The organism is Aeromonas sp. QDB23, from assembly GCF_027707745.1.
GTDB lineage: Bacteria > Pseudomonadota > Gammaproteobacteria > Enterobacterales > Aeromonadaceae > Aeromonas > Aeromonas allosaccharophila.
The window spans coordinates 25,011-45,095 of sequence record NZ_JAPCJA010000042.1 but is presented as its reverse complement, the minus strand read 5'-3'; the positions used below and the strand labels follow the sequence as shown (position 1 = coordinate 45,095).

The window sequence follows — 20,085 nt, the reverse complement described above, 5'->3', positions numbered from 1 at the left end:
AGAGCCGGCTGGAATGACGACTATCGGGCTCAGTTATTCTTTGGTTAAAATATCAACAAAGTGTGCTCCCGCCCTGCATTCCCACCGGCTTGGTGCGGATCACCGAACTCAGCTGCAGGGGGCCGACGTGCGCAAGCAGCTCGGCCAGCGCGCGGCTGACATGGGTATGCGGGTCAAGATTGGAACCAATGCTACACAGATAGAACATGCTCACCTTCCCGGGGTTGGGCTCATCTGAAATGTATACGCAGCTCACGGTTATCGGATTAACTATGGCTTAACATTGTTTTATCTATTGTGATCCGGCACTGATTGGCAGAAAGGAGGTTTGCATGAGTGTGGAGCTGAAATGGGCGCTGTTGACCGCCTCGGGCGCGCTGGCGATGATCCTGATTATCTGTCTGGCCTCTGTCGCGCTGGCGTGAATCACCACAATTCAGATAATCCAAACCGGCCCGTTGGCCGGTTTTGTTTTTTGGGACGGTGCGGCTATGCTGGCGCACCGGTGAGAATGCAAGAGAAGAGATGATGACCAAGGTTCGCCCACGCTCCCTGCTGCAGGTGGTATTGATGGGATTCGCGCTGGTGTTGATGCCGCTGGGCGGGATGATCTGGCACAACAGCACCGCCCTTGCCCACCTCAGCCAGCTCACCAACGACGAGATGGTGCGGGCGGTCAAGGATACCCGCCGTGCCACCCTGCTGACGGCGCAAGCCATCGATATCGAACGCACCTTGCGCCGCTTCGCGGTGCTGGGGGACAGGCGCAGCCTCACCAGCTACCAGCAGCAACTCGACGGGTATCGGGTGTTGCTGGCGGAACATCGCAGCTCCATCTCCGATGGCCAGCTCTACCGCGGGCTCGATCAGGGGCTGGCATGGCTCGACAGTTTGCAGGATGCCGCGCTGGCCCGGACGGCGGTGGCGGGCGACAAGCTCGAACAGTTCAACGATGCCAACAAGCAGCTCGAAGTGGTCACCCGCAGCCGGGTTGATGAACACATCGATCGGGTACAACTGACCATCGCGGAGCTGACCCGCGAACTCTGGTGGGTGAGCGGTGTTGTGGCGGCCATCAGCCTGCTGCTGGTCTTTATCTTCACCTACCTCATCATCCACCCGGTACGACAGATTGAGTCGCGCATCTTGAGTCTGGGGGCCGGGGTCGAACCCGATCCCAGCCCGGTTGATGGCCCCGCCGAGCTGGTGTTGCTGGGGGAGCGGATCGTCTGGCTGCACGACAAACTCAAGGAGCTGGAGCTGCAGAAGTACCAGTTCCTTCGCCATGTCTCCCACGAGCTCAAGACGCCGCTGGCGGTGCTGCGAGAGGGCACGGATCTGCTCTGCGAACAGCTGGTGGGGCCGTTGACCCCGGATCAGCTGGAGATCTGCCAGATGCTCGACGAGAACAGTCGCCGCCTGCAGACCCTGATCGAGCGGCTGCTCGACTTCAACCGGCTCAGTCAGCAGGAGGCCTTCGAACTGGAGCCCGTTCCCCTGCTGCCGATGTTGTCGGAACTTTCTGCAGAGTACCGGCTGGCATTGGAGTCCAAGCAGATCCGTGTACACTTGCCGACCGTGCCGGTTACCCTGTGGGCGGAGCCCTACCGGCTGCGACTGATCCTCGATAACCTCTTCTCCAACGCCGTCAGTTACGGCGCCAGCGGGGGCAATATCTGGATCAGGGCAGGGCAGGACGAACAGACAAGCTGGCTGGAGGTGGCCAACGAGGGACCCGAGATCCCCGTGGCCGATCAGCAACGAATTTTTGAACCCTTCGAGCAGGGCAGCACAGTGCGGCAAGGTCTCTTGAAAGGCTCTGGCATGGGCCTCTCCATCGCCCGCGAGTCTGCCACCAGCCTGGGGGGAGAACTGGTTCTGGTAGAGGATGAACAGGCGGATGTCTGCTTCAGGTTGACGTTGAAATGAGGACTATGAAGATACAACGCGTATTTCCAGCGCTGATGGTCGGGCTGCTCGCGGGTTGCGCCTTGCTGCCGCAACAGCCACAGCGGGACTCCTCCGATATCGCTTTTGCCAAGCGGATGGAGTTTGCCAACAAGGAGATGCAGGTGCGTCTGCAATACTCCGACTGGCTGCTGGCCAGTCACCCCCAGCAACGGGTGCAGGAGCGTCAGCGGCTGAAAGGGGCCGACGATCTGGAGAGCCGGGTCAGTCTGGCGATGGTCGATTCCCACCCCGCCGAATCGGTGGCCAATCGCACCGCCGGGCTGGCGCGCCTGAAGAAGATGCTGCCCGAGCTGGGGCTCGATGCGCAGGCCTTTTTACGCAGCTGGATCGCCCTCGGCGAGCAGCTGCTGGCTCGCGACAGCCGTCGCGATGACCAGAGTCAGGAGATCCAGCGGTTGCGCCGCCAGATCGAACAGCTGACCGCCATCGACGACCAGCTCAACCAGCGCAAGCTGAACGAGAATCGTGAGGTCATACCATGAGCCGGATCCTGTTGGTGGATGACGACGTCAGCCTGCTCAAACTGATGAGCATGCGGCTGCGCAGTCAGGGTTATGAAGTGGATACCGCCGACAGTGCGGAAGGGGCCCTCGACCGGTTGCGTCAGCAACGGGCCGATCTGGTGCTGAGCGATCTGCGGATGGCCGGCATGGACGGTCTGGCGCTGTTCGAGCGGATCCAGGCCCAGTGGCTGGGTTTGCCGGTGATCATTATGACCGCCCACGGCACCATCCCGGACGCCATTCAGGCGACCCGCTCCGGCGTGTTCAGCTTTCTGACCAAACCCATCAACAAGGATGAGCTGTTCGCCACCATCGAACATGCGCTGAGCCTGACGCGGCCGAAACAGCAGCAGGAGTGGCAGTCGCTGATCCTGACCCGCAACCCCCAGCTGGAGCAGCTGCTGATTCAGGCCCACAGCATCGCCACCATGGAGGTGCCGGTGCTGATCATGGGGCCGTCCGGTTCCGGCAAGGGGGCGATGGCGCAGGCACTGCATCAGGCCAGCCAGCGCCGTGACAAGCCGATCTACACCATCAACTGCGCCGCCATTCCGTGGGCGTCACTCGACTTGCAGCTGTTTGGCGAAGATGGCCAATCCGGGCTGTTCGAGCAGGCCAAGGGAGCGACCCTGTTTCTCGACGAGATTGGCAGCCTCTCCGAATCCTTGCAGGCCAAGCTGCTGCAGGTGATGGAGGAGTATGGTCAGGGCACGCCGGAGGTGCGGGTGCTCAGCTCCAGCCATCAGGATCTGGTCAAGGCGATGGAGGAGGGGCGCTTTCGGGAAGATCTCTTCTATCGCCTCAACGTCGCCAATATCACCCTGCCGTCTCTCAGTGCCCGCAGTGAGGATATTCCCCTGCTGGCCCGTCAGGCGCTCGACGATTACCGCAGCCGCCACAGCGACTGCGCCGCCATGGGTTTTTCGCCCGAATCGCTGGCGATGCTGGCGGCCGCGGCCTGGCCCGGTAACGTGCGCCAGCTCTGCAACGTGGTGGAACAGCTCGCCAGCCTCTGTTGCAGCCCGGTGATCGGGGTATCCATGGTGGAGTCTGCCCTGAGCGGCGGCGGTGGCGGTATCCCCTCGTTCAACGAGGCGCGTGCCGAATTCGAGAAGGAGTATCTGATCCGTTTGCTGCGCACCACCGAGGGCAACGTGACTCTGGCGGCCAACATGGCGGGCAGAAACCGTACCGATTTTTACAAGTTATTGAATCGGCACGGTATCGAAGCAGCAAACTTCAAATCGAAGGGATAAATCAGGCGGGATCAATCACCGCCGGAGCGGCGTCGGCTTTCTGGGTTTTATGGGAGAGCCAGAGGCCGCTCGCCTTCATCAGGTAACCGAACAAGGCGCCAATGATGAGGGAAGGCAGGATCAGCCGCCACTCGCCAGCCGCCCCGAAGGTGGCACAGCAACCGGCAAAGGTGCCGGGAATGTAGCCGAGCCACTGCTGCTTGGCCTGCACGCACATCAGGGTTGCCACCACCCCCGTCATCACATAGCCAGCCACGCCAGCACCCCACAGGTCACCACCATGGATCAGCAGCAGCGCCCACAGCATGCCGCTGGTGTTGCAGAAGATGGTCTGCAGCAGCGCCTTGTAGCCGCCGCTTGACGCGAAATAGCTGGTGCAGCCGAGAAAGCCGACCCAGGAGATAAGGCCGAACGCGACGGCAATCCAGCCCCAGACGGCGGAGAGAATTCCAGTAGTGATGGCGATGGCGATCAGTGGGCTCATGGGGCGACTCTTTAGTTGGCTTCGCAAAATGGGCAGCCTACCCCCGGCAATCGGGGCGGCAAGCGGGGGCCGAATTGTGTGTGATCTTCATCACCCTTTTCAACTCAGGAATACGCTTGCGCTCGCGAAAAAAATTCATTGGAGACCGGCCTGACAGTCGGCCATAGTTAGAGGCCCTGTCCTGCTCATGGAGTGAGTCTGATGGCGCCCAATGTGATCGTTCCCCTGCTGGTGTTCGTAGTCCTGTTTCTGGTCGGCACCATGGCCAAGGCACTGCCCCTGCACCACATGATGTAAATTTGTGTGAAATAAAAATCTGCCGGGGCGGGTCTTATCCATATCGCCTTATGTAGCCCCGGGAGTTTTTCATGTTGATCAAGCGTCGTGCCGCTCACCCCCTCACCGAACAGGATGTCACTCCGGAAGCCGTCTATCAGGATCGCCGCCTTATTCTCAAGGGGCTGGGTCTGGGCGCCGCCACCCTCGCTTTCCCCACTCAGGCCGGTGTGCTCGACCTGCTGCGCGGTAAAGAGGATGCCCCCCAGTTAGCCACCAGGCCGCTCAACAGCAAGCCTGCCGAGCGCCCGGCCAATCTGGTGCTGACACCGGAGGAGAAGGCCACCAGTTACAACAACTTCTATGAGCTGGGCACCGACAAGTCCGACCCGGCCCGCAATGCCCATTACCTCAAACCCGAACCCTGGACCCTCAAGGTAGAGGGAGAGGTGGCCAAGCCCTTTACCCTCGATGTGTGGGATCTCATCAACAAGAGCGAGCTGGAGGAGCGGATCTACCGGCTGCGCTGCGTCGAAGCCTGGTCCATGGTGCTGCCCTGGAACGGTATCTCACTGGCGGAGATTATCCGCCGTGCCGAGCCCACCAGTCGCGCCAAGTTTGTCGCCTTCGAAACCCTGTTTGACCCGAAACAGCTGCCGGGGCAGGCCTCCAGTCTGGGGGGCGGCATCGAGTATCCTTACGTGGAGGGGCTGCGTATCGACGAGGCGATGCACCCGCTCTCCTTCCTTGCGATGGGGCTCTATGGCAAGACCCTGCCCGCTCAGAATGGCGCGCCGATCCGGCTGGTGGTGCCGTGGAAGTATGGCTTCAAGAGCATCAAGAGCATCGTCTCGATCCGGTTGGTGGAGGAGATGCCGCCGACCACCTGGAACCTGCTGGCGCCCAACGAATATGGCTTCTACGCCAACGTCAATCCGCAGGTGGATCACCCGCGCTGGAGTCAGGCCAGCGAGCGTTTCATCGGCGAGGGTGGCGTGTTTGGCGCCAAGCGTCAGCCGACCCTGATGTTCAACGGCTATGGTGACGAAGTCGCCTCGCTCTATCAGGGGATGGATCTGCGCCAATGGTACTGAGATTGAAACCGGCCCATATCAGCGGCTTGCGGGCGCTGGTGCATCTGGGCTCCCTCGGCTTTCTGCTCTGGCTGGGTTTTGCCATTCCGGCAGGCTTGTTGGGGGGCGATCCGGTGCCGGAGCTGATCCACTACCTCGGCAAGGGGGCGCTCAACCTGCTGCTGCTCACCCTGCTGGTGTCGCCGCTGGCTAGGCGCTGGCGGCAGGGGCAGCTTATCAAGCTGCGCCGCCCCCTCGGGCTCTGGTGTTTTACCTGGGCGCTGCTCCACTTCATGGCGTGGCTGGGGCTGGATCTGCAGTTTGACTGGGGGCTGATTGGCGGCGAGCTGGTCAAGCGCAGCTACATAGTGGTGGGGATGGTGGCATTGCTGCTGCTGGCCGCCCTCAGCATCACCTCGCTGCCCGCATTGCAGCGCAGAATGGGCGCCGCATGGCAGAAGCTGCACAACTGGGTCTATGCCATCGCCCTGTTGGTGCCGGTGCACTACTGGTGGTCGCTCAAGAGTGGTTGGGGGGAGCCTCTCGTCTACCTGTTGCTGGCTTGCGCCCTGCTCTGGCCGAGGAAAGATAAGCTACTGCGCGCCTGGCGGGGACGCTGGAATGCAAAAGAGGCCTAATCGGCCTCTTGTTGTTTGATCTCGCCAGTGTAGGCATCGACGATGAGATGCACCTTCTGATCCTGGCGATTGAGGGTTTTGACCTCGAATTTGTCCCCTTCCAGCTCCACTTCCCGAATGTCGTGATACCCTTGCGCCAGCAGGAGTTTGACCAGCCCGGCCATGTCGAGACGGCTCTGGGCCGCCCAGCTTGTGGCACTCAACAGACAAAGGATCAGCAGGACACTGCGCGGGATCATATTCATTCCGGATTCATGGCTGGCAGACTATAAACGCCATTATGTTAGGTTTTTGGAGATGAATCATCCATGAATAGAGCGCTCCCTCTGCTCGGGTTATTGCTGCCGGTGCTGGCACAGGCGGTCACGCCTGATGAAGCCCAACTGCAGCAAGCTGTCCATGAGGGACGGGTTCGGCCCTTCCATGAAATGATGGAGGTGGCGGCCAGATTGCCGGTACGGGTGTTGCGGGTGGATCTGGGGGAAGAGGATGGTATCTGGCTCTATGAACTGCGAGTCATCGATCGGGAGAACAGCGTGATCAAGGTGGCCTATCGGGCCGACAACCTTGAGCTGGTGTGGGCCAAGGGCCACCATCTGGAGCGGCTGTTCGAACCGCCCAAGCCCCCGGTCGAGGATGATGAATAACCCCTGTGTGGAAGCCTGTTCATGCGAATTCTGATTGTTGAAGACGAAAAAATCCTGGCCGGCCAGCTGGCCGAACAGCTACGCCTCTCCGGCTTTGTCACCGATCTCTGCCACGACGGCAACGAGGCCGGTTTTCTCGGCGAGACCGAACCCTACGACGCCATCATTCTCGACCTCGGCCTGCCGGGGCGCGATGGCCTGAGCGTGCTGAAAGAGTGGCGCAGCAAGGGGATCGATACCCCGGTGCTGGTACTGACCGCCCGTGGTCAGCTGCACGAGAAGATCGAAGGGCTCAACGCCGGTGCCGATGACTACCTCACCAAGCCGTTCCAGGTGGCCGAGCTGGTAGCGCGGGTCCATGCGCTGGTGCGCCGGGCGGCAGGCAACGCCAGCTCCATTCTGGAGATTGGCGGAGTGCGGCTCGACATGGCGGCGTCCCAGGTGTGGTATGAAGGGACCCCCATCAAGCTGACCGCCCACGAGTTCCGGGTGCTCGGTTATCTGATGCAGCACCGGGGCAAGGTGGTGTCGCGCAGCGAGCTGATCGACCACATCTACGCTCAGGATTTCGACCGCGACTCCAACACCGTCGAGGTGTTCATCGGCCGGATCCGCAAGAAAACCAACCCTGACCTGATTGAAACAGTGCGCGGCCTCGGGTACCGGATCAACGAATGAGGCTGGTCAGAACCCTGCGGGGGCGACTGCTCGCCATCGCGCTGGTGTGGTGCGGGCTGTTTCTGTTCGCTACCGGCTTCAGCCTGCAGACCATGATGCGCAACTACTGGCAGGAGGCGGAGGCCGACGGTCTGCGTCTGCAGCTCTACGATCTGCTCTCCCGGCTGGAGGTGGCCAAAACCGGCCTGCCGGTGGTGGTCGAGCCGATGTCGGATCCCCGTTTCAGCCAGCCTTACTCCGGCTACTACTGGCAGCTGGAGCTGGGCCACGATGTGGTGGGGCGCTCCCGCTCTCTGTGGGATACCACCCTGAAGAGCGACGGGCTCAAGTCGGCGTTTGGCGATCCCGACCTGTTCGTCGGCAAGGGGCCAAATCGTGAGCCCTTGCTGATCATGACCCGCACCGTGCTGCTGCCCGGTTCCGATCGGGTGTTCACTCTGGTGATGGCCAAGGACAGCAGCGCCCTGACCCAGACCCTCAACAAGACCCGCATCAGCCTGTTCCTCGGCCTCGGCTTTGCCGCCGCCGGTCTGGTGCTCGGCTTCATGTTCCAGATCGTCTATGGTTTGCGGCCGCTGCACTTGCTGCGCCGTGAACTGGGAAGGGTTCATGAGGGCCATCAGGAGGGATTCCGGCTGCGCTATCCGCTGGAGATCCAGCCGCTGGTGGAGGATATCAACCGGCTGCTGCACCACTACGGCGAGTTGCTGCAGCGGGCGCGTTCCCACACCGGTAATCTGGCTCATGCCCTCAAGACGCCGCTCAGCATCATGCGCAATCAGGTGGCCCAGTTGCCGCCGGAGGATCAAGCCGCCATCGGTGAGCAGCTCGACCAGATCCAGCGCCACATTGATTACCACCTCGGCAAGGCGCGGGTGACCGGCGCCGCCAAGATCCTCGGGGTCTCGACGCCGGTGCGGGCGCGGGTGGAGTACATCTGCCGCGCCTTCTCCCGCCTCTATCCGGGCAAGACGGTGGATCTGCAAGTGCCCGCCAATCTGGCGGTCGGGGTGGAGGAGCAGGACTTCGACGAGATGGTGGGCAACCTGTTGGAGAACGCCTTCAAGTGGTCCGCCAGCGAGCTGCGCATCTCCAGCGCCGAGCTGGGGGGCTGGATCACCCTGCGCATCGAGGATGACGGCCCCGGCATGAGCGAGGATCAGATCGCCAAAGCTGTGCTGCGCGGAGTGCGGCTCGACGAGAAGGTGCCGGGCTCGGGCCTGGGTCTCAACATCGTCTCCGATCTGGCGGAAGCCTATCGGGGCAGTTTCATCATGGGCCGCGCCGAACTGGGCGGTCTGGCCGCCTCTCTCTCGTTGCCCAAGGTGGCAAGAGTCGAGAGCTAGGCATAACATATGGCATTTGTTTTAGCCTGAGGAAGAGAAGCATGACCGACGATCCGTGGGCACTGTGTCACCTTGACGATTCGTTTGATGCCTCTGTGCTGGGGGTCAAGGGCGCCCAGATCCAGTGGTTTGAAGACAGGGATGGCCTGATCGCGTTCCTTCTGGAAGATTTTGTCGACCTGCTGGCCGATGTGGGCGAGCTGGAGGAAGATCAGACCGAACAGGCGCGCGAGCGCTTCACCCTGCTGGTGGAGCAGAGCTTCGACGATCGCACCCTGATGGATGCCATCAACGATCTCGCCTCCGGCCTGCGTCGCATCGCCTGGTTGGGGCCGCTCTCGGAGCTGGCTGAGATCAGCGACGAGTTCGCCTCCGGCCTGCGCCGCTACTTCTGGAGCCAGTACGACGGGGATGAAGATGACCCGGACGCCTGGGTGCCGGAAGAGCTGTGGCCGCAGCTGGTGGAGTGCGCGCAGGAGTATATGGAGGAAGGGGAGTTCTAAACCCATCCCGACCATGCCTGCGCTTTGGTAGACAGATGGCAGACAGATACAGAAACGGCGCCTTGATGGCGCCGTTTTTATTGGGGTGCTACAGCCTTAGCCGTTGGCCGGCACCGCGTGGGCGGTGTTGACCAGCACTGGGCCGGTGTACTTCTCGATCTGCAGCTGGGCCATGTGGCCGCAGTTGCCTTGCGCCAGACTGGACGAGCCTTCGTCGAAGGTGAGGCAGTTGACGTTGCCGTTCTTGCAGATGCTGCCCGCTTCGCCCGGCTTGGCCGGATCAAACCAGGCCCCTTCGCAGATCCGCACCACCCCCTGACGCACATCTTCGGAGAGCAGGGCGCCCACCAAAATCTGGCCGCGCTCGTTGAAGGCGCGCACCAGATCCCCCTGGGCAATGCCGCGGGCCTTGGCGTCCAGCGGATGGATCATGATCGCTTCGCGGTCGGCGATGGCGAACTTGTCCCGCAGCGGGGTGTTGTCGAGCTGGGAGTGCAGCCGTTGGGTCGGGTGGGAGGTGTTGAGCGACAGCGGATAGCGCGCCGCCACCTCGCTCTTCACCCACTCCTTGGGCTCATACCACTTGGGATGGCCGGCGCAGTCGGCATAACCCATCCCCGCCACCGTGTTGGAGAAGATCTCGATCTTGCCGGACGGGGTACCGAGCGGGTTGAGTAGCGGGCTCTCGCGAAAATCGGCGTGACGGATCCACTGGCGGTTGGCCTCGGGGATCGGGAAGCGGATGTAGTTGTTGGACTCCCAGAACATGTTGAACGGCGGCAGCGCCACGCGGGCACCACGGGCCTGCGCCGCCATGCCGTCGTACATCTGCTTGAGCCACAGCATCTCGTCCTTCCCTTCGGTGTACTGCTCCTGCACACCCAGCTTGGCGGCGATGGCGCTGAAGATGTCGAAGTCGTTGCGGGCTTCAAACTGGGGCGGCACGCACTGGTGCATCGGGAACACATAGCGCTGGGAGTAGTCGCCCCCCATCTCCAGATCGTTGCGCTCGTAGCTGGTGGTGACCGGCAGCACGATATCGGCGTGCTTGGCGGTGGCGGTCCAGTAGGGTTCGTGAACGATCACGGTCTGCGGCTTGCGCCACGCCTGCAGCAGGTTGTTGGTGTCCTGATGGTGGTGGAAGGGGTTGCCGCCCGCCACGTAGACCAGCTTGATGTCCGGATAGGTCACCTTGCGGCCGTTGAAGTCGATGGTCTTGCCCGGGTTGGCGAGACAGTCGGCGATACGGGCCACCGGGATCGGTGCCGGGCTGTTCTTCGGTGCGTTGCCGGCGGAGATACCCGCCAGAATGCCGCCCTTGGCGGTGGGGCTGCCACCGGAGGAGTAGTGGTAGCTGAAGCCGTAGCCGCCGCCCGGCAGGCCGATCTGGCCCAGCATGGCGGCCAGGGTCACCAGCATCCAGTTCGGCTGTTCGCCGTGCTGCTGACGCTGCATGCCCCAACCGGCCATGATCATGGTGCGTTTGGCGGCCATGTCGAGGGCCAGCTGGCGAATTACCTTGGCATCGACGCCGCAGACGGTGCTCGCCCACTCGGCGCTCTTCGGCTGACCGTCATCCTTGCCGAGCAGGTAGGCGAGGAACTTGTCGAAGCCGACGGTGTAGCGATCGAGGAAGGCCTGATCGTGCTTCTTCTCGCTGTAGAGGGTGTGAGCGACACCCAGCATCATGGCCACGTCGGTGTAGGCGTTCGGGGCAATCCACTCGGCACCGACCAGCTTGGCGGTCTCGTTGTAGATGGGGTCGATGCTGATGACGCGGGTGCCTTTCTCTTTCAGCGCCTTGAAGCCGGCCTGACCCTCGTGATCCGGCATGTTCCAGCTGTTCTTCAGGGTGACCTGAGCGTTGACCCCCCACAGCACCACCAGTTCGGCGTTCTCCACCACGTTGGGCCAGGCGGTCTGCTGCTCGTACACCTCGATGGAGCCCATCACGTGGGACATGATCACCTGAGCCGCACCGGTGGAGTAGTCACCGGCATAACCGGTGAAACCGCCGGAGAGGTTCATCAGGCGGTGCAGCAGGGTGCGGCTGTTGTGGAACATGCCGACACTCTTCCAGCCGTAGGAACCGGCGTGGATCGCCTGCGGGCCGAAGTCGCTCTGCACGCGCTGGATTTCACCGGCCACCAGTTCGATCGCCTTGTCCCAGCTCACTCGCACCCACTCGTCGGCGCCGCGCAGCTCGGGTTTGGCGCCCGGGCCGTGTTCCAGCCAGCTCTTGCGTACCATGGGGTACTTGATGCGGTTTTTGGCGTGCACCTGGAACGGTGCCATGTCGATGAGATCGTTCGGCGCCGGATCATCGGCCACCGGCTGGACGCGCACCATGCGGCCATCTTCGACGACAGCTTCAAACGCACCCCAGTGGGCGCCGGTCAGAATGCCCTTCTGGGCGGGCACCAGAGTCGGGAACTGGCTCAATGCGGTGCTGATGGCTTGCGCCAGTGCACTCTTGGGAAAAATACCGCCGAGCAGGGGCAGGGCTGCGCAGGCGCCGAGCCCCTTGAGCAGGTTGCGGCGGGACAGATTGGTCTTCTTGTCGTTGAAAAAAGTCATAACGGTTTTCCTCTGTTCCAGCCTTAGTGGGCCGCGCTCATGTCACTGGCATGTTTTTGGACATACTGGGTCAGCATGCGAGCCTGTTCCGGGGTCAGGGAGGTACGAGATTCCATCCCCTTGATGACGCCGATCCACTGGTTGGCATTGAAGTGATCCAGCGCGGTGAGGCCGTGGCAGCCGGTACAGTTGTTGGACATCAGGGTGGAGGCGTATTGCCACAGCTTGCCCTGATCGCCGATGAGCTGGGTCTGGTCGACCCAGGCGGTCAGCTTGACCTGATGCCAGGTGAGGTTGGTGGCGCTGTCGGTTTCGCTCTGGCCGGTGACCAGCGCTTTCTTGGCGGCATCGCCGACCAGTACGCTGAGGATCCGCTTGCCCGGTGCGGCGTAGAACACTTCGCTCACGCCATCCTGTTGCCAGCCTTCGATCTGCACCTTGGCGCGGCCGTTTTCGTTGGCCAGTACTTCCACCTTGGTGGAGGGCATCAGGGTGCCTTCGTCAGTCTTGGCGGCGGCATCGAGGAACAGCGGGGTGGTAGCGATGGCATAACGGGTGGTGACGTTGGCCGGAGTCTGGGCCGCAGCCTGCGCCAGCTCGCTGGCACCGGCGGCAGCCAGGCCGCTCATGTCAGGCATGATGTGGGCGACACCGCGGTGGCAGTCGATACAGGTTTGTCCTTCCTTGATGGCGACCGGGTGTTCGGCACGGGCATTGGGGCGTTGGGCCAGTATGTCCATCGCCTCGTAGCTGTGGCAGCTGCGGCAGGTGGCGGAGTCGTTGGCTTTCAGCTCGTCCCAGACAGATTGGGCCATCCGCAGCTTGTGGGCTTCATATTTCTCAGGCGTGTCGAGCGTGCCGATCGCTTCGTGATAGATATCCTTCACGGCGCGCACCTTGGTCCACAGGTAGGAGGTGGGATCGCCCGGAATGTGGCAGTCGGCACACTCGGCGCGGATCCCCTTGGTGTTCTGGAAGTGGACACTGCCCTGATACTCGGCGAGCGGAGTCTGCATGGAGTGGCAGGAGACGCAGAATTCGGTGGAGCTGGTCTTGTGCAGCACGGTCACGGTGACACCCAGTGCCGCGACACCCAGCAGGGCCCCGAGCAGCAGGAGCCAGAACCAGGTTTTTCTTATCAGTTTTCCAATCATGGCGGCGTTTTCCTACGGTCAATTTTTACCAACATAGTAGTAGTCCAATAGTAGTAGTAATGACAGGGATAAGGCGTTGACCTTCATCATGGTTTATATTTTTTGATGGCTGTCACACTTTGTCTTTTATTTTGATATTGACAGCTTGGTGGAATTAAATTCAATTAATCGTCGATTGAGCAATTTATTCACTTTCCACGACAGCTGTTAGCCCCCTCGCAAAACCCCACAAGATTCGTTGATATAGTGAACAGTGAGCCACAACGGAGTGTCGCCGATGAGCCCTTTCTCACTGCTGTGTGTCGCCGCCAACGTGCAGCTGCTGACCGAATTCGAACAGGAGCTGGCCCCGCTACTCGGCCATTTTGCGCTGGTGGTGGTGGTCGGGCAGGAGTCGGCTGAGCTGGCCTTGGACGAGCTGGATCGTAAGGGGCAGCCGCCCGCCGTGGTGGTGTGTGACAGCGATCTGGGGGATGGGCGAGGGGCCGATTTTCTGATCCGCCTCGGCAGCCGCCACGAGGCGTGCCGCAAGATCCTGTTGGGCAGCCAGCCGGAGATGAAATCGATCATCGAGGCGGTCAACCTCGGTCGTCTCGACTACTACCTGCAGCGCCCCTGGCGCGATGGCAGCCTGCGCCGGGCGGTGATCGAGCAGGCCAGCCACTTTGTGCTGCTCCAGCCCGAGGCTGACCTGCTGAGCTATGCCGCCGTGCTCGACAACCAGAAGTTGCTGCGGGTCCATGTCGATCGCCAGCTGGCGGCCTATCGGCAGGGTTTTATGGATTACACCCACTGCAGCGATGAAGAACTGTCGCGGGTGGTGATCGACGGCCTCTACCAGTTTTTCGATGGCAACGACGAGGCGCGGGTCTGCCGCCACTACAGTCCGGGCCATGTGCTGACCCGCGAGGGGGAGCCCAACAGCTTTCTCTGGTTTATCGCCAAGGGGGAGGTGGTGCTGCGCAAGCGGGACGAGCAGGGCATCGATCAGGAGGTGGTGCACTACCGCACCGGTTCCTTGGTGGGGGGCATGTCCTTCGTCACCGGCGAACCCGCCTTCACCACCGGGGTGACCCTGACCGGCGCCGAGGTGATCAAGCTCGACAAGCTGCAATTCTCCCGGGTGATGCAGGCGCGCAGCGAACTGCTCCCCTCCTTTACCAACCTGCTGCTGCGCCACTTCAACCGCCGCCTGCAAAACAGCATCCGCACCGAGATGCGGCTGCAACAGACCCTCAACTCCCTCGATGCCGCTCACGCCCAGCTGGTGGAGAGCGAAAAGATGGCGATGCTGGGTCAGCTGGTGGCAGGCGTTGCCCACGAGCTGAACAACCCGGTGGCGGCCATCATCCGTGGCAGCGAGACCCTGCGGGCCGCCATCCCCGATCTGGTCAATCTCGAGCTGCCACCCCCCATCAAAGGGCTGGGCAACCAGACCCTCTGTCAGGCACTGACTGCCCAGCCGGTCTCGACCAGCGAGATCCGTGACAAGACCCGGCAGGCTGAGGGGCGCTTTGGCGATCGCCAGCAGGCGCGGCTGGCGGTGCAGATGAATCTGGATGACGAGCTGAACTGGCAGCGCTGGTTTGCCAGCCGCACCGCCGCAGAGCGGGAGGCGCTGCTATCCCGGCTGGAGTTGTTCCAGCAGACCGGCAGCTTCCTGCGCAATATCGAGGTGTGTGCCCGCCGCATCGGCGATCTGGTCAAGAGCCTCAAGCAGTATGCGCGGCAGGATCGGCTCGAACCCTTGCTGGTGGATCTGCACGAGGGGCTGGAAGATACCCTGATGATTTTCGAAAACCGCCTCAAGCACCATGAGATCTGCAAGGAGTACCAGCCGCTGCCGCTGGTGCGCTGTCACCCCATCGCCCTGCAACAGGTGTGGACCAACCTCATCGCCAACAGTCTGGATGCCATGAGCGGCCCGGGGCGACTCACCATCCGCACCGGGTTGCTGGAGCCCGAGTGGGTTATGGTAGAGATCGAGGATAGCGGTTGCGGCATCGAGCCCGAGCTGTGGCAGCGGATCTTCGATCTCAACTTCACCACCAAGCGGGAGGGCCATTTCGGTCTTGGTATCGGTCTGAGCGTTTCGCTGCAGATAGTTCAGCAGCACCACGGCCGGATCGAGGTGGCCTCCGAACCGGGCCGCTACACCCGGATGCGGGTCTGTCTGCCGCTGGACGGCATGGGGCAGGCCGGTTACGGGGGCGAACCTCAAAACAACAAGGAGCATGCGGCCTGAGCCGTCGCCAGCATCAATCGTGCGACGTGCCAAACCATGTCGCCAAGGAGGAGTAATGAACAAACACTATCTGATCCTGTGTGTGGACGATGAGCGGGAGGTGCTGGATGCGGTGATCCACGATCTCGCCCCGTTCCGTTCCCACTTCGAGCTGGAGGCGGCCGAGAGTGTCGATGAGGCGCGAGCGGTGGTGGAGGAGTGGGAGGGCGACGGCAACAAGCTGGCGCTGATCCTCTGTGACCACATCATGCCGGGAACCCTGGGGGTCGATTTTCTGGTGGAGCTGAACCGGCGTGCCACCACCCGTGCCAGTCGCAAATTGCTGTTGACCGGGCAAGCGGGGCTGGAAGCGACCGTCGAGGCGGTCAATCGTGGCGGACTGCACTACTACCTTGCCAAGCCGTGGAAGCTGGAGACCCTGCAAGAGGCGGTGCGCGAACAGCTGACCGACTACCTGCTGGCGGAAGATGGCGAAAATGCCTTCCACTATGCGCCGCTGCTCAATCAGGCGCGGCTGTTTGCCGCCATCCACGATCACCCGTTCGACGAATAGGGGCAGTTGGGCTTTCGCGGTGGCAGTTGTATACTGTCTGCATATACAGTATTGCAGGTAGCCACCGATGCGACTCTTTATCGCCGAGAAGCCCACGCTGGGCCGCGCCATTGCCGATGCCCTGCCCAAGCCCCACAAGAAGGGCGACGGTTTTATCGAAACAGCCCAGGGGGATGTGGTCACCTGGTGTATCGGCCATCTGCTGGAGCAGGCTGAGCCCGATGCCTATGACGCCGCCTTCAAGCAGTGGCGGATGGAGCACCTCCCCATCATCCCCGCCCAGTGGCAGCTGGTGGCCAAGCCCAAGACCAAAGCCCAGCTCACCGTTATCAAGCGGCTGATCAAGCAGGCCGACTGCGTGGTCAACGCCGGTGACCCGGATCGGGAAGGGCAACTGCTGGTGGACGAGGTAATCGACTTTCTCGGCTACCCGAAAACCAAGCCGGTGCAGCGTTGTCTCATCAGCGATCTCAACCCGCCCGCGGTGCGCCGCGCGCTCGAGAAGCTGCGGGACAACAAGGAGTTCGTGCCGCTGGCGGTCTCCGCACTTGCCCGCAGTCGGGCCGACTGGCTCTATGGCATCAACATGACCCGCGCCTACACCCTGCTCGGGCGCAAGGCAGGTTGCAGCGAGCTGCTCTCGGTCGGTCGGGTGCAGACCCCGCTGCTCGGGCTGGTGGTGCGACGAGATCTCGAGATCGAGGCCTTTGTACCCAAACCCTTCTACGAGGTGCTGGCCCATCAGCTGACCGACGGTAACGAGCGCTTCACCGCCAAGTGGTTGCCGTCCGAAGCCTGCCTGCCGTGGCAGGACGAGGAGGGGCGGGTGCTCAACCGGGCGCTGGCCGACAAGGTGGTGAGCCGGATCAACGGCCAACCGGCACAGGTCGAATCGGTGGAGGAGCAGGCCCGCAAGCAGGCGGCGCCGCTGCCCTACAACCTCTCCAGCCTGCAGATCGATGCCGCCAAACGGTTCGGTATGGATGCCAAGCGGGTGCTCGACATCTGCCAGAGCCTCTACGAACGCCACAAGCTCATCACCTATCCGCGCTCCGACAGCCGCTACCTGCCGACCGATCATTTCAAGCGGGCCGAGCAGGTGCGCGGCGCCATCGCCGCCACAGCGCCCACGCTGGCCAAGGCGGTTAGCGAGGCGGATGGCAAGATCCGCAGCAAGGCGTGGAACGACAGCAAGGTGGATGCCCACCACGCCATCATCCCCACCGAGAAGCAGGGCAATCCCGCCACGTTGGGGGCCGACGAGGCGAAGCTCTATGGCCTGATTGCCCGCCAGTACCTGCTGCAGTTCTATCCCCCGTTCGAATACAACGACAGCAAGGTGCTGCTGCGCATCGCCGGTGGTCTGTTTCAGGCCAAGGCGCGCCGCATTCTGAAAGCGGGTTGGAAGGCACTGCTCGGGGTGGAGGAGGATGACGACGAAGAGAAGGCGGGCACCCTGCCGGCTCTGAAAGAGGGAGAGCAACTGTTGTGCGAGCGGGGCGAACTGCTGGAGAAGATGACCCAGCCGCCCAAGTCGTTCACCGATGCCACCCTGCTGGCGGCCATGACCGGCATCGCCCGCTATGTGCAGGATCCCGAGATCCGCAAAACTCTGCGCGATACCGACGGCCTCGGCACCGAGGCGACCCGGGCCGGTATCATCGACCTGCTGTTCAAGCGCCGCTTTCTGGTGCGTCAGGGCAAGAGCATCAAGGCGACCCCGACCGGGCGGGCGCTGGTGCAGGCGCTGCCCGCCACCGCCACTACGCCGGATATGACGGCGCTGTGGGAGCAGAGCCTAGGCCAGATCGCCGAGCGCCACGGCAGCTATCAGCAGTTTATGGGGCCGCTCACCGAACAGCTCAACGGCTTGATCGAGGGGGCGCGGCAGGACTCTGGCGCCAGCTTCAGCGACCTGCCGAAGGAGGCGCCGGGTGCCAGCAAACGGCGCTTTACCAAACGCAAGAGTCCAGCGGTTGGCGGTGCAGCGCCTCGCAAGAGTTCGGGCAAGCGTACGGCCAGAAGCAAGGCGGCCTGACCGTGTGAGGGACGTTGCTGACTGATGCGCCAAAGCTGCCAGCGGAAAAGAGAGAGGGGCCATGTGCCCCTCTCTCTTTTTTATCGCGGTAATGGCTTGGCTCCACTTAGCCGGTGTAGACGTTCTCTTCCGGATAACGGATGCGGGTCTCGACCGGGCGGGCCAGCATAAAGGCCAGGGTCAGGGGACCGAGACGGCCGCAGATCATCACCAGCACCAGGATCAGCTTGCCCGGCTCGCTCAGGGAGGCGGTGATGCCGGTAGAGAGGCCGACGGTGGCAAATGCCGAGATGGTCTCGAACATGATTTTGTCGAACGGCAGATCCTCGGTCACCATCAGCAGGAACATCGCCAGCATCAGCACCATGGTGCTGACGATGATGATGGCCAGCGATCGGGTCACGATCTGGGGTGACAGGGTGCGGCCAAAAGCGGTGACATGGGGCCGTTTGGTCAGAAACGCCTTGGTCGCCAGCAGCACGACTGCGAAGGTAGTCACCTTGATACCGCCACCGGTCGAAGTCGCACCGGCACCGATAAACATCAGCATCATCAGGAACAGCAGCGCCGCCGGGGTCATCAGCCCGATATCGATGGTATTGAAACCGGCGGTACGGGCACTGGCAGAGTGGAAGAAGGCCGCCAGCAGCTGGCCACCGAAACCTGCCTTGCCGAGGGTGCCCGGGTTGTTGTGCTCCAGCAGCCAGAACATCAGGGTACCGGCCAGCAACAGCGCCGGGGTCATCAGCAGCATCAGCTTGCTGTGCAGCTTCAGCTTGCGCCAGCGGCGGTTGCGCACCAGATCGACGATGACGGTAAAGCCGATCCCCCCGAGGATCAGCAGACCGGCGATGGTCAGGCTGATGATGGGGTCGTCTCTATAGTCCATGAGATTGTTGGCAAACAGCGAGAAGCCGGCGTTGTTAAAGGCCGATACCGCGTGGAAGAAGCTGACATAGAGGCCGTGCACCCACCCCATCTCGGGCACCCAGCGGATCGCCATGATGCCGGTGCCGATCAGCTGGGCAATAAAGGCGAACAGCACGATACGTTTGACCAGCTGGATGATGTTGACCGAGCCCTCCTGTCCCAGCGCCTCCTTGGCCAATACCTGTTGGCGCAGACCGACCCGTTTGCTGAAGATGGCGATCAGCAACAGGGTCATTGTCATCTGGCCCAGTCCGCCGATCTCCATCAGCATCAGCAGGAAAATCTGCCCCTGCAGGGTGAAGGCGCTGCCGGTGTCCACCACGCCAAGACCCGTCACGCTGATGGCCGAGGTGGCGGTAAACAGGGCGTTGACGAAGGTGACCTCGCCATTGTGGCTGGAGGGTTGCACCAGAAAGATGGTGCCAACCAGCAGGATGAACAGGAAGCTGCCGAGGATCAGCCTTGCCTCGCTCCAGCGGGAGTCCTGCTCCCGATGCAGCGCAAAGGCGTAGCTGCTGCGCCAGTTGATCATAGGGTTTCGAGCCAGTGGTCGATGGCGTGCTTGTTGCCCGCGAGGATCAGGATGTCGCCAAGTTGCAGCTCCATCTTGCCGGTCAGCACGTTGTGCAGCACTTCACCGCGCTTGATGGCGAGCAACTGGAAATCGCTCTGCTGCAGCAGGTGAAGGTCCCCGAGCGCCTTGCCATTTTGCGGCAGGCCGATGACAAACTCGGTCAGCACCATGTTGTGGCCCAGCTCCAGATAGTCGAACAGCCGGTTGTCCAGCATGCTCTGGGCGACCCGGCGACCCATGTCCCACTCCGGGTTGATCACCTTGTCGGCGCCCACTTTCTGCAGGATCTTGGCGTGGAACTTGTCACGCGCCTTGACCCACACCTTCTTCACGCCCGCCTCTTTCAGGACGAGGGTGGTTAGGATGCTGGTCTCCAGGTTGTCGCCGATGGCGACGAAGACGATATCGAAATGGGCCAGTCCCAGTTCGGCGACAGTGGCCTCATCAGTGGCGTCAGCGACGATGACGTGATTGCAGAGAGCGGCGATTTGACGGGTCTTGCTCTCGTCGATATCGATGGCCAGCACTTCGGCATCTTGCCGTTGCAGCTCTTCACATAACGCGCTGCCAAACAGGCCCAGGCCGATGACGGCAAACTGGTTGTTCATGAGTTGTTCCTCAACAGTTGAAGCCGTCTAC

19 protein-coding genes and 1 pseudogene are annotated in these 20,085 nt (G+C 62.1%); 13 read left to right on the top strand and 7 right to left on the bottom strand.

Features of this window, described 5'->3' with window-relative positions; all coding sequences use genetic code 11:
- Positions 1-76: 76 nt before the first annotated feature.
- Positions 77-208, bottom strand: a pseudogene (locus PG888_RS16630) (2-amino-4-hydroxy-6-hydroxymethyldihydropteridine diphosphokinase); the annotation flags it as partial.
- A 124-nt stretch (positions 209-332) separates the two neighbouring features.
- Between PG888_RS16630 and cydH the strand changes: the two are divergent.
- The 4 genes from cydH (at position 333) to PG888_RS16610 (ending at position 3,730) form a co-directional block, all read left to right on the top strand.
- Complete coding sequence (cydH, locus tag PG888_RS16625) at positions 333-425, top strand: cytochrome bd-I oxidase subunit CydH (protein ID WP_111807323.1); 93 nt, start codon at positions 333-335, stop codon at positions 423-425.
- A 103-nt stretch (positions 426-528) separates the two neighbouring features.
- Entirely contained in the window at positions 529-1,929 is a 1,401-nt protein-coding gene (locus PG888_RS16620; protein ID WP_042063826.1) for a sensor histidine kinase, read from the top strand.
- A complete protein-coding gene (locus tag PG888_RS16615) occupies positions 1,926-2,453 on the top strand; it encodes a hypothetical protein (protein WP_420000831.1) in 528 nt (175 codons plus the stop codon). Before PG888_RS16620 ends, PG888_RS16615 begins: the two co-directional genes overlap by 4 nt.
- Entirely contained in the window at positions 2,450-3,730 is a 1,281-nt protein-coding gene (locus tag PG888_RS16610) for a sigma 54-interacting transcriptional regulator (RefSeq protein ID WP_042063806.1), read from the top strand. Before PG888_RS16615 ends, PG888_RS16610 begins: the two co-directional genes overlap by 4 nt.
- A 1-nt stretch (position 3,731) precedes the next feature.
- Here the strand turns inward: PG888_RS16610 and PG888_RS16605 are convergent, their stop codons facing one another.
- Positions 3,732-4,214: a DUF1097 domain-containing protein gene (locus tag PG888_RS16605; protein ID WP_042063807.1), complete on the bottom strand. Its 483-nt coding sequence runs from the start codon at positions 4,212-4,214 to the stop codon at positions 3,732-3,734.
- Between the two features lie 368 nt (positions 4,215-4,582).
- On the opposite strand from PG888_RS16605, the gene msrP reads away from it, so the two are divergent.
- The gene (gene msrP, locus PG888_RS16600; protein WP_058052000.1) at positions 4,583-5,584 is read left to right on the top strand and encodes a protein-methionine-sulfoxide reductase catalytic subunit MsrP; all 1,002 of its coding nucleotides are present in this window, start codon (positions 4,583-4,585) and stop codon (positions 5,582-5,584) included.
- Positions 5,575-6,201, top strand: a complete 627-nt coding sequence (msrQ, locus tag PG888_RS16595; RefSeq protein WP_182938696.1) for a protein-methionine-sulfoxide reductase heme-binding subunit MsrQ — start codon at positions 5,575-5,577, stop codon at positions 6,199-6,201. Before msrP ends, msrQ begins: the two co-directional genes overlap by 10 nt.
- Here the strand turns inward: msrQ and PG888_RS16590 are convergent.
- Positions 6,198-6,446, bottom strand: a complete 249-nt coding sequence (locus PG888_RS16590) for a PepSY domain-containing protein (RefSeq protein WP_058051998.1) — start codon at positions 6,444-6,446, stop codon at positions 6,198-6,200. The two genes, msrQ and PG888_RS16590, sit on opposite strands and share 4 nt — an antisense overlap.
- Positions 6,447-6,509: 63 nt before the next feature.
- Between PG888_RS16590 and PG888_RS16585 the strand changes: the two genes are divergently transcribed.
- The 4 genes from PG888_RS16585 to PG888_RS16570 are packed head-to-tail and all read left to right on the top strand — an operon-like array spanning position 6,510 to position 9,375.
- Positions 6,510-6,848 carry a PepSY domain-containing protein gene (locus PG888_RS16585; RefSeq protein WP_042063810.1) on the top strand — a complete coding sequence of 113 codons (339 nt, stop codon included), beginning with the start codon at positions 6,510-6,512 and terminating at the stop codon, positions 6,846-6,848.
- A gap of 21 nt (positions 6,849-6,869) precedes the next feature.
- On the top strand, positions 6,870-7,526 hold the full coding sequence (locus tag PG888_RS16580) for a response regulator transcription factor (protein ID WP_005339826.1): 657 nt from the start codon (positions 6,870-6,872) through the stop codon (positions 7,524-7,526).
- On the top strand, positions 7,523-8,872 hold the full coding sequence (locus PG888_RS16575) for a sensor histidine kinase (RefSeq protein WP_042063812.1): 1,350 nt from the start codon (positions 7,523-7,525) through the stop codon (positions 8,870-8,872). Before PG888_RS16580 ends, PG888_RS16575 begins: the two co-directional genes overlap by 4 nt.
- Before the next feature lie 41 nt (positions 8,873-8,913).
- Positions 8,914-9,375, top strand: coding sequence for a hypothetical protein (locus tag PG888_RS16570; RefSeq protein WP_033114845.1), 462 nt, complete (start codon positions 8,914-8,916; stop codon positions 9,373-9,375).
- Positions 9,376-9,471: 96 nt separating this feature from the next.
- Here the strand turns inward: PG888_RS16570 and torA are convergent, their stop codons facing one another.
- The gene (torA, locus tag PG888_RS16565; RefSeq protein WP_182938697.1) at positions 9,472-11,952 is read right to left on the bottom strand and encodes a trimethylamine-N-oxide reductase TorA; all 2,481 of its coding nucleotides are present in this window, start codon (positions 11,950-11,952) and stop codon (positions 9,472-9,474) included.
- Between the two features lie 23 nt (positions 11,953-11,975).
- The gene (locus tag PG888_RS16560) at positions 11,976-13,106 is read right to left on the bottom strand and encodes a NapC/NirT family cytochrome c (protein WP_182938698.1); all 1,131 of its coding nucleotides are present in this window, start codon (positions 13,104-13,106) and stop codon (positions 11,976-11,978) included.
- 277 nt (positions 13,107-13,383) lie between these two features.
- Between PG888_RS16560 and PG888_RS16555 the strand changes: the two genes are divergently transcribed.
- The 3 genes from PG888_RS16555 to PG888_RS16545 all read left to right on the top strand — a co-directional run bounded on the left by PG888_RS16555 (position 13,384) and on the right by PG888_RS16545 (position 17,942).
- Positions 13,384-15,351, top strand: coding sequence for an ATP-binding protein (locus PG888_RS16555; RefSeq protein ID WP_182938699.1), 1,968 nt, complete (start codon positions 13,384-13,386; stop codon positions 15,349-15,351).
- Positions 15,352-15,406: 55 nt separating this feature from the next.
- Positions 15,407-15,904 carry a response regulator gene (locus tag PG888_RS16550; protein ID WP_182938700.1) on the top strand — a complete coding sequence of 166 codons (498 nt, stop codon included), beginning with the start codon at positions 15,407-15,409 and terminating at the stop codon, positions 15,902-15,904.
- A gap of 67 nt (positions 15,905-15,971) precedes the next feature.
- Positions 15,972-17,942 (top strand): DNA topoisomerase III, encoded by a 1,971-nt coding sequence (locus PG888_RS16545; protein WP_182938701.1) that lies wholly within the window; start codon positions 15,972-15,974, stop codon positions 17,940-17,942.
- Between the two features lie 106 nt (positions 17,943-18,048).
- Here PG888_RS16545 and PG888_RS16540 read toward each other — a convergent pair whose 3' ends face one another.
- Both PG888_RS16540 and PG888_RS16535 read right to left on the bottom strand, forming a co-directional pair.
- Complete coding sequence (locus PG888_RS16540; protein WP_182938702.1) at positions 18,049-19,404, bottom strand: TrkH family potassium uptake protein; 1,356 nt, start codon at positions 19,402-19,404, stop codon at positions 18,049-18,051.
- Positions 19,401-20,054, bottom strand: coding sequence for a potassium channel family protein (locus PG888_RS16535; RefSeq protein ID WP_042063820.1), 654 nt, complete (start codon positions 20,052-20,054; stop codon positions 19,401-19,403). Before PG888_RS16535 ends, PG888_RS16540 begins: the two co-directional genes overlap by 4 nt.
- Positions 20,055-20,085 lie beyond the last annotated feature (31 nt).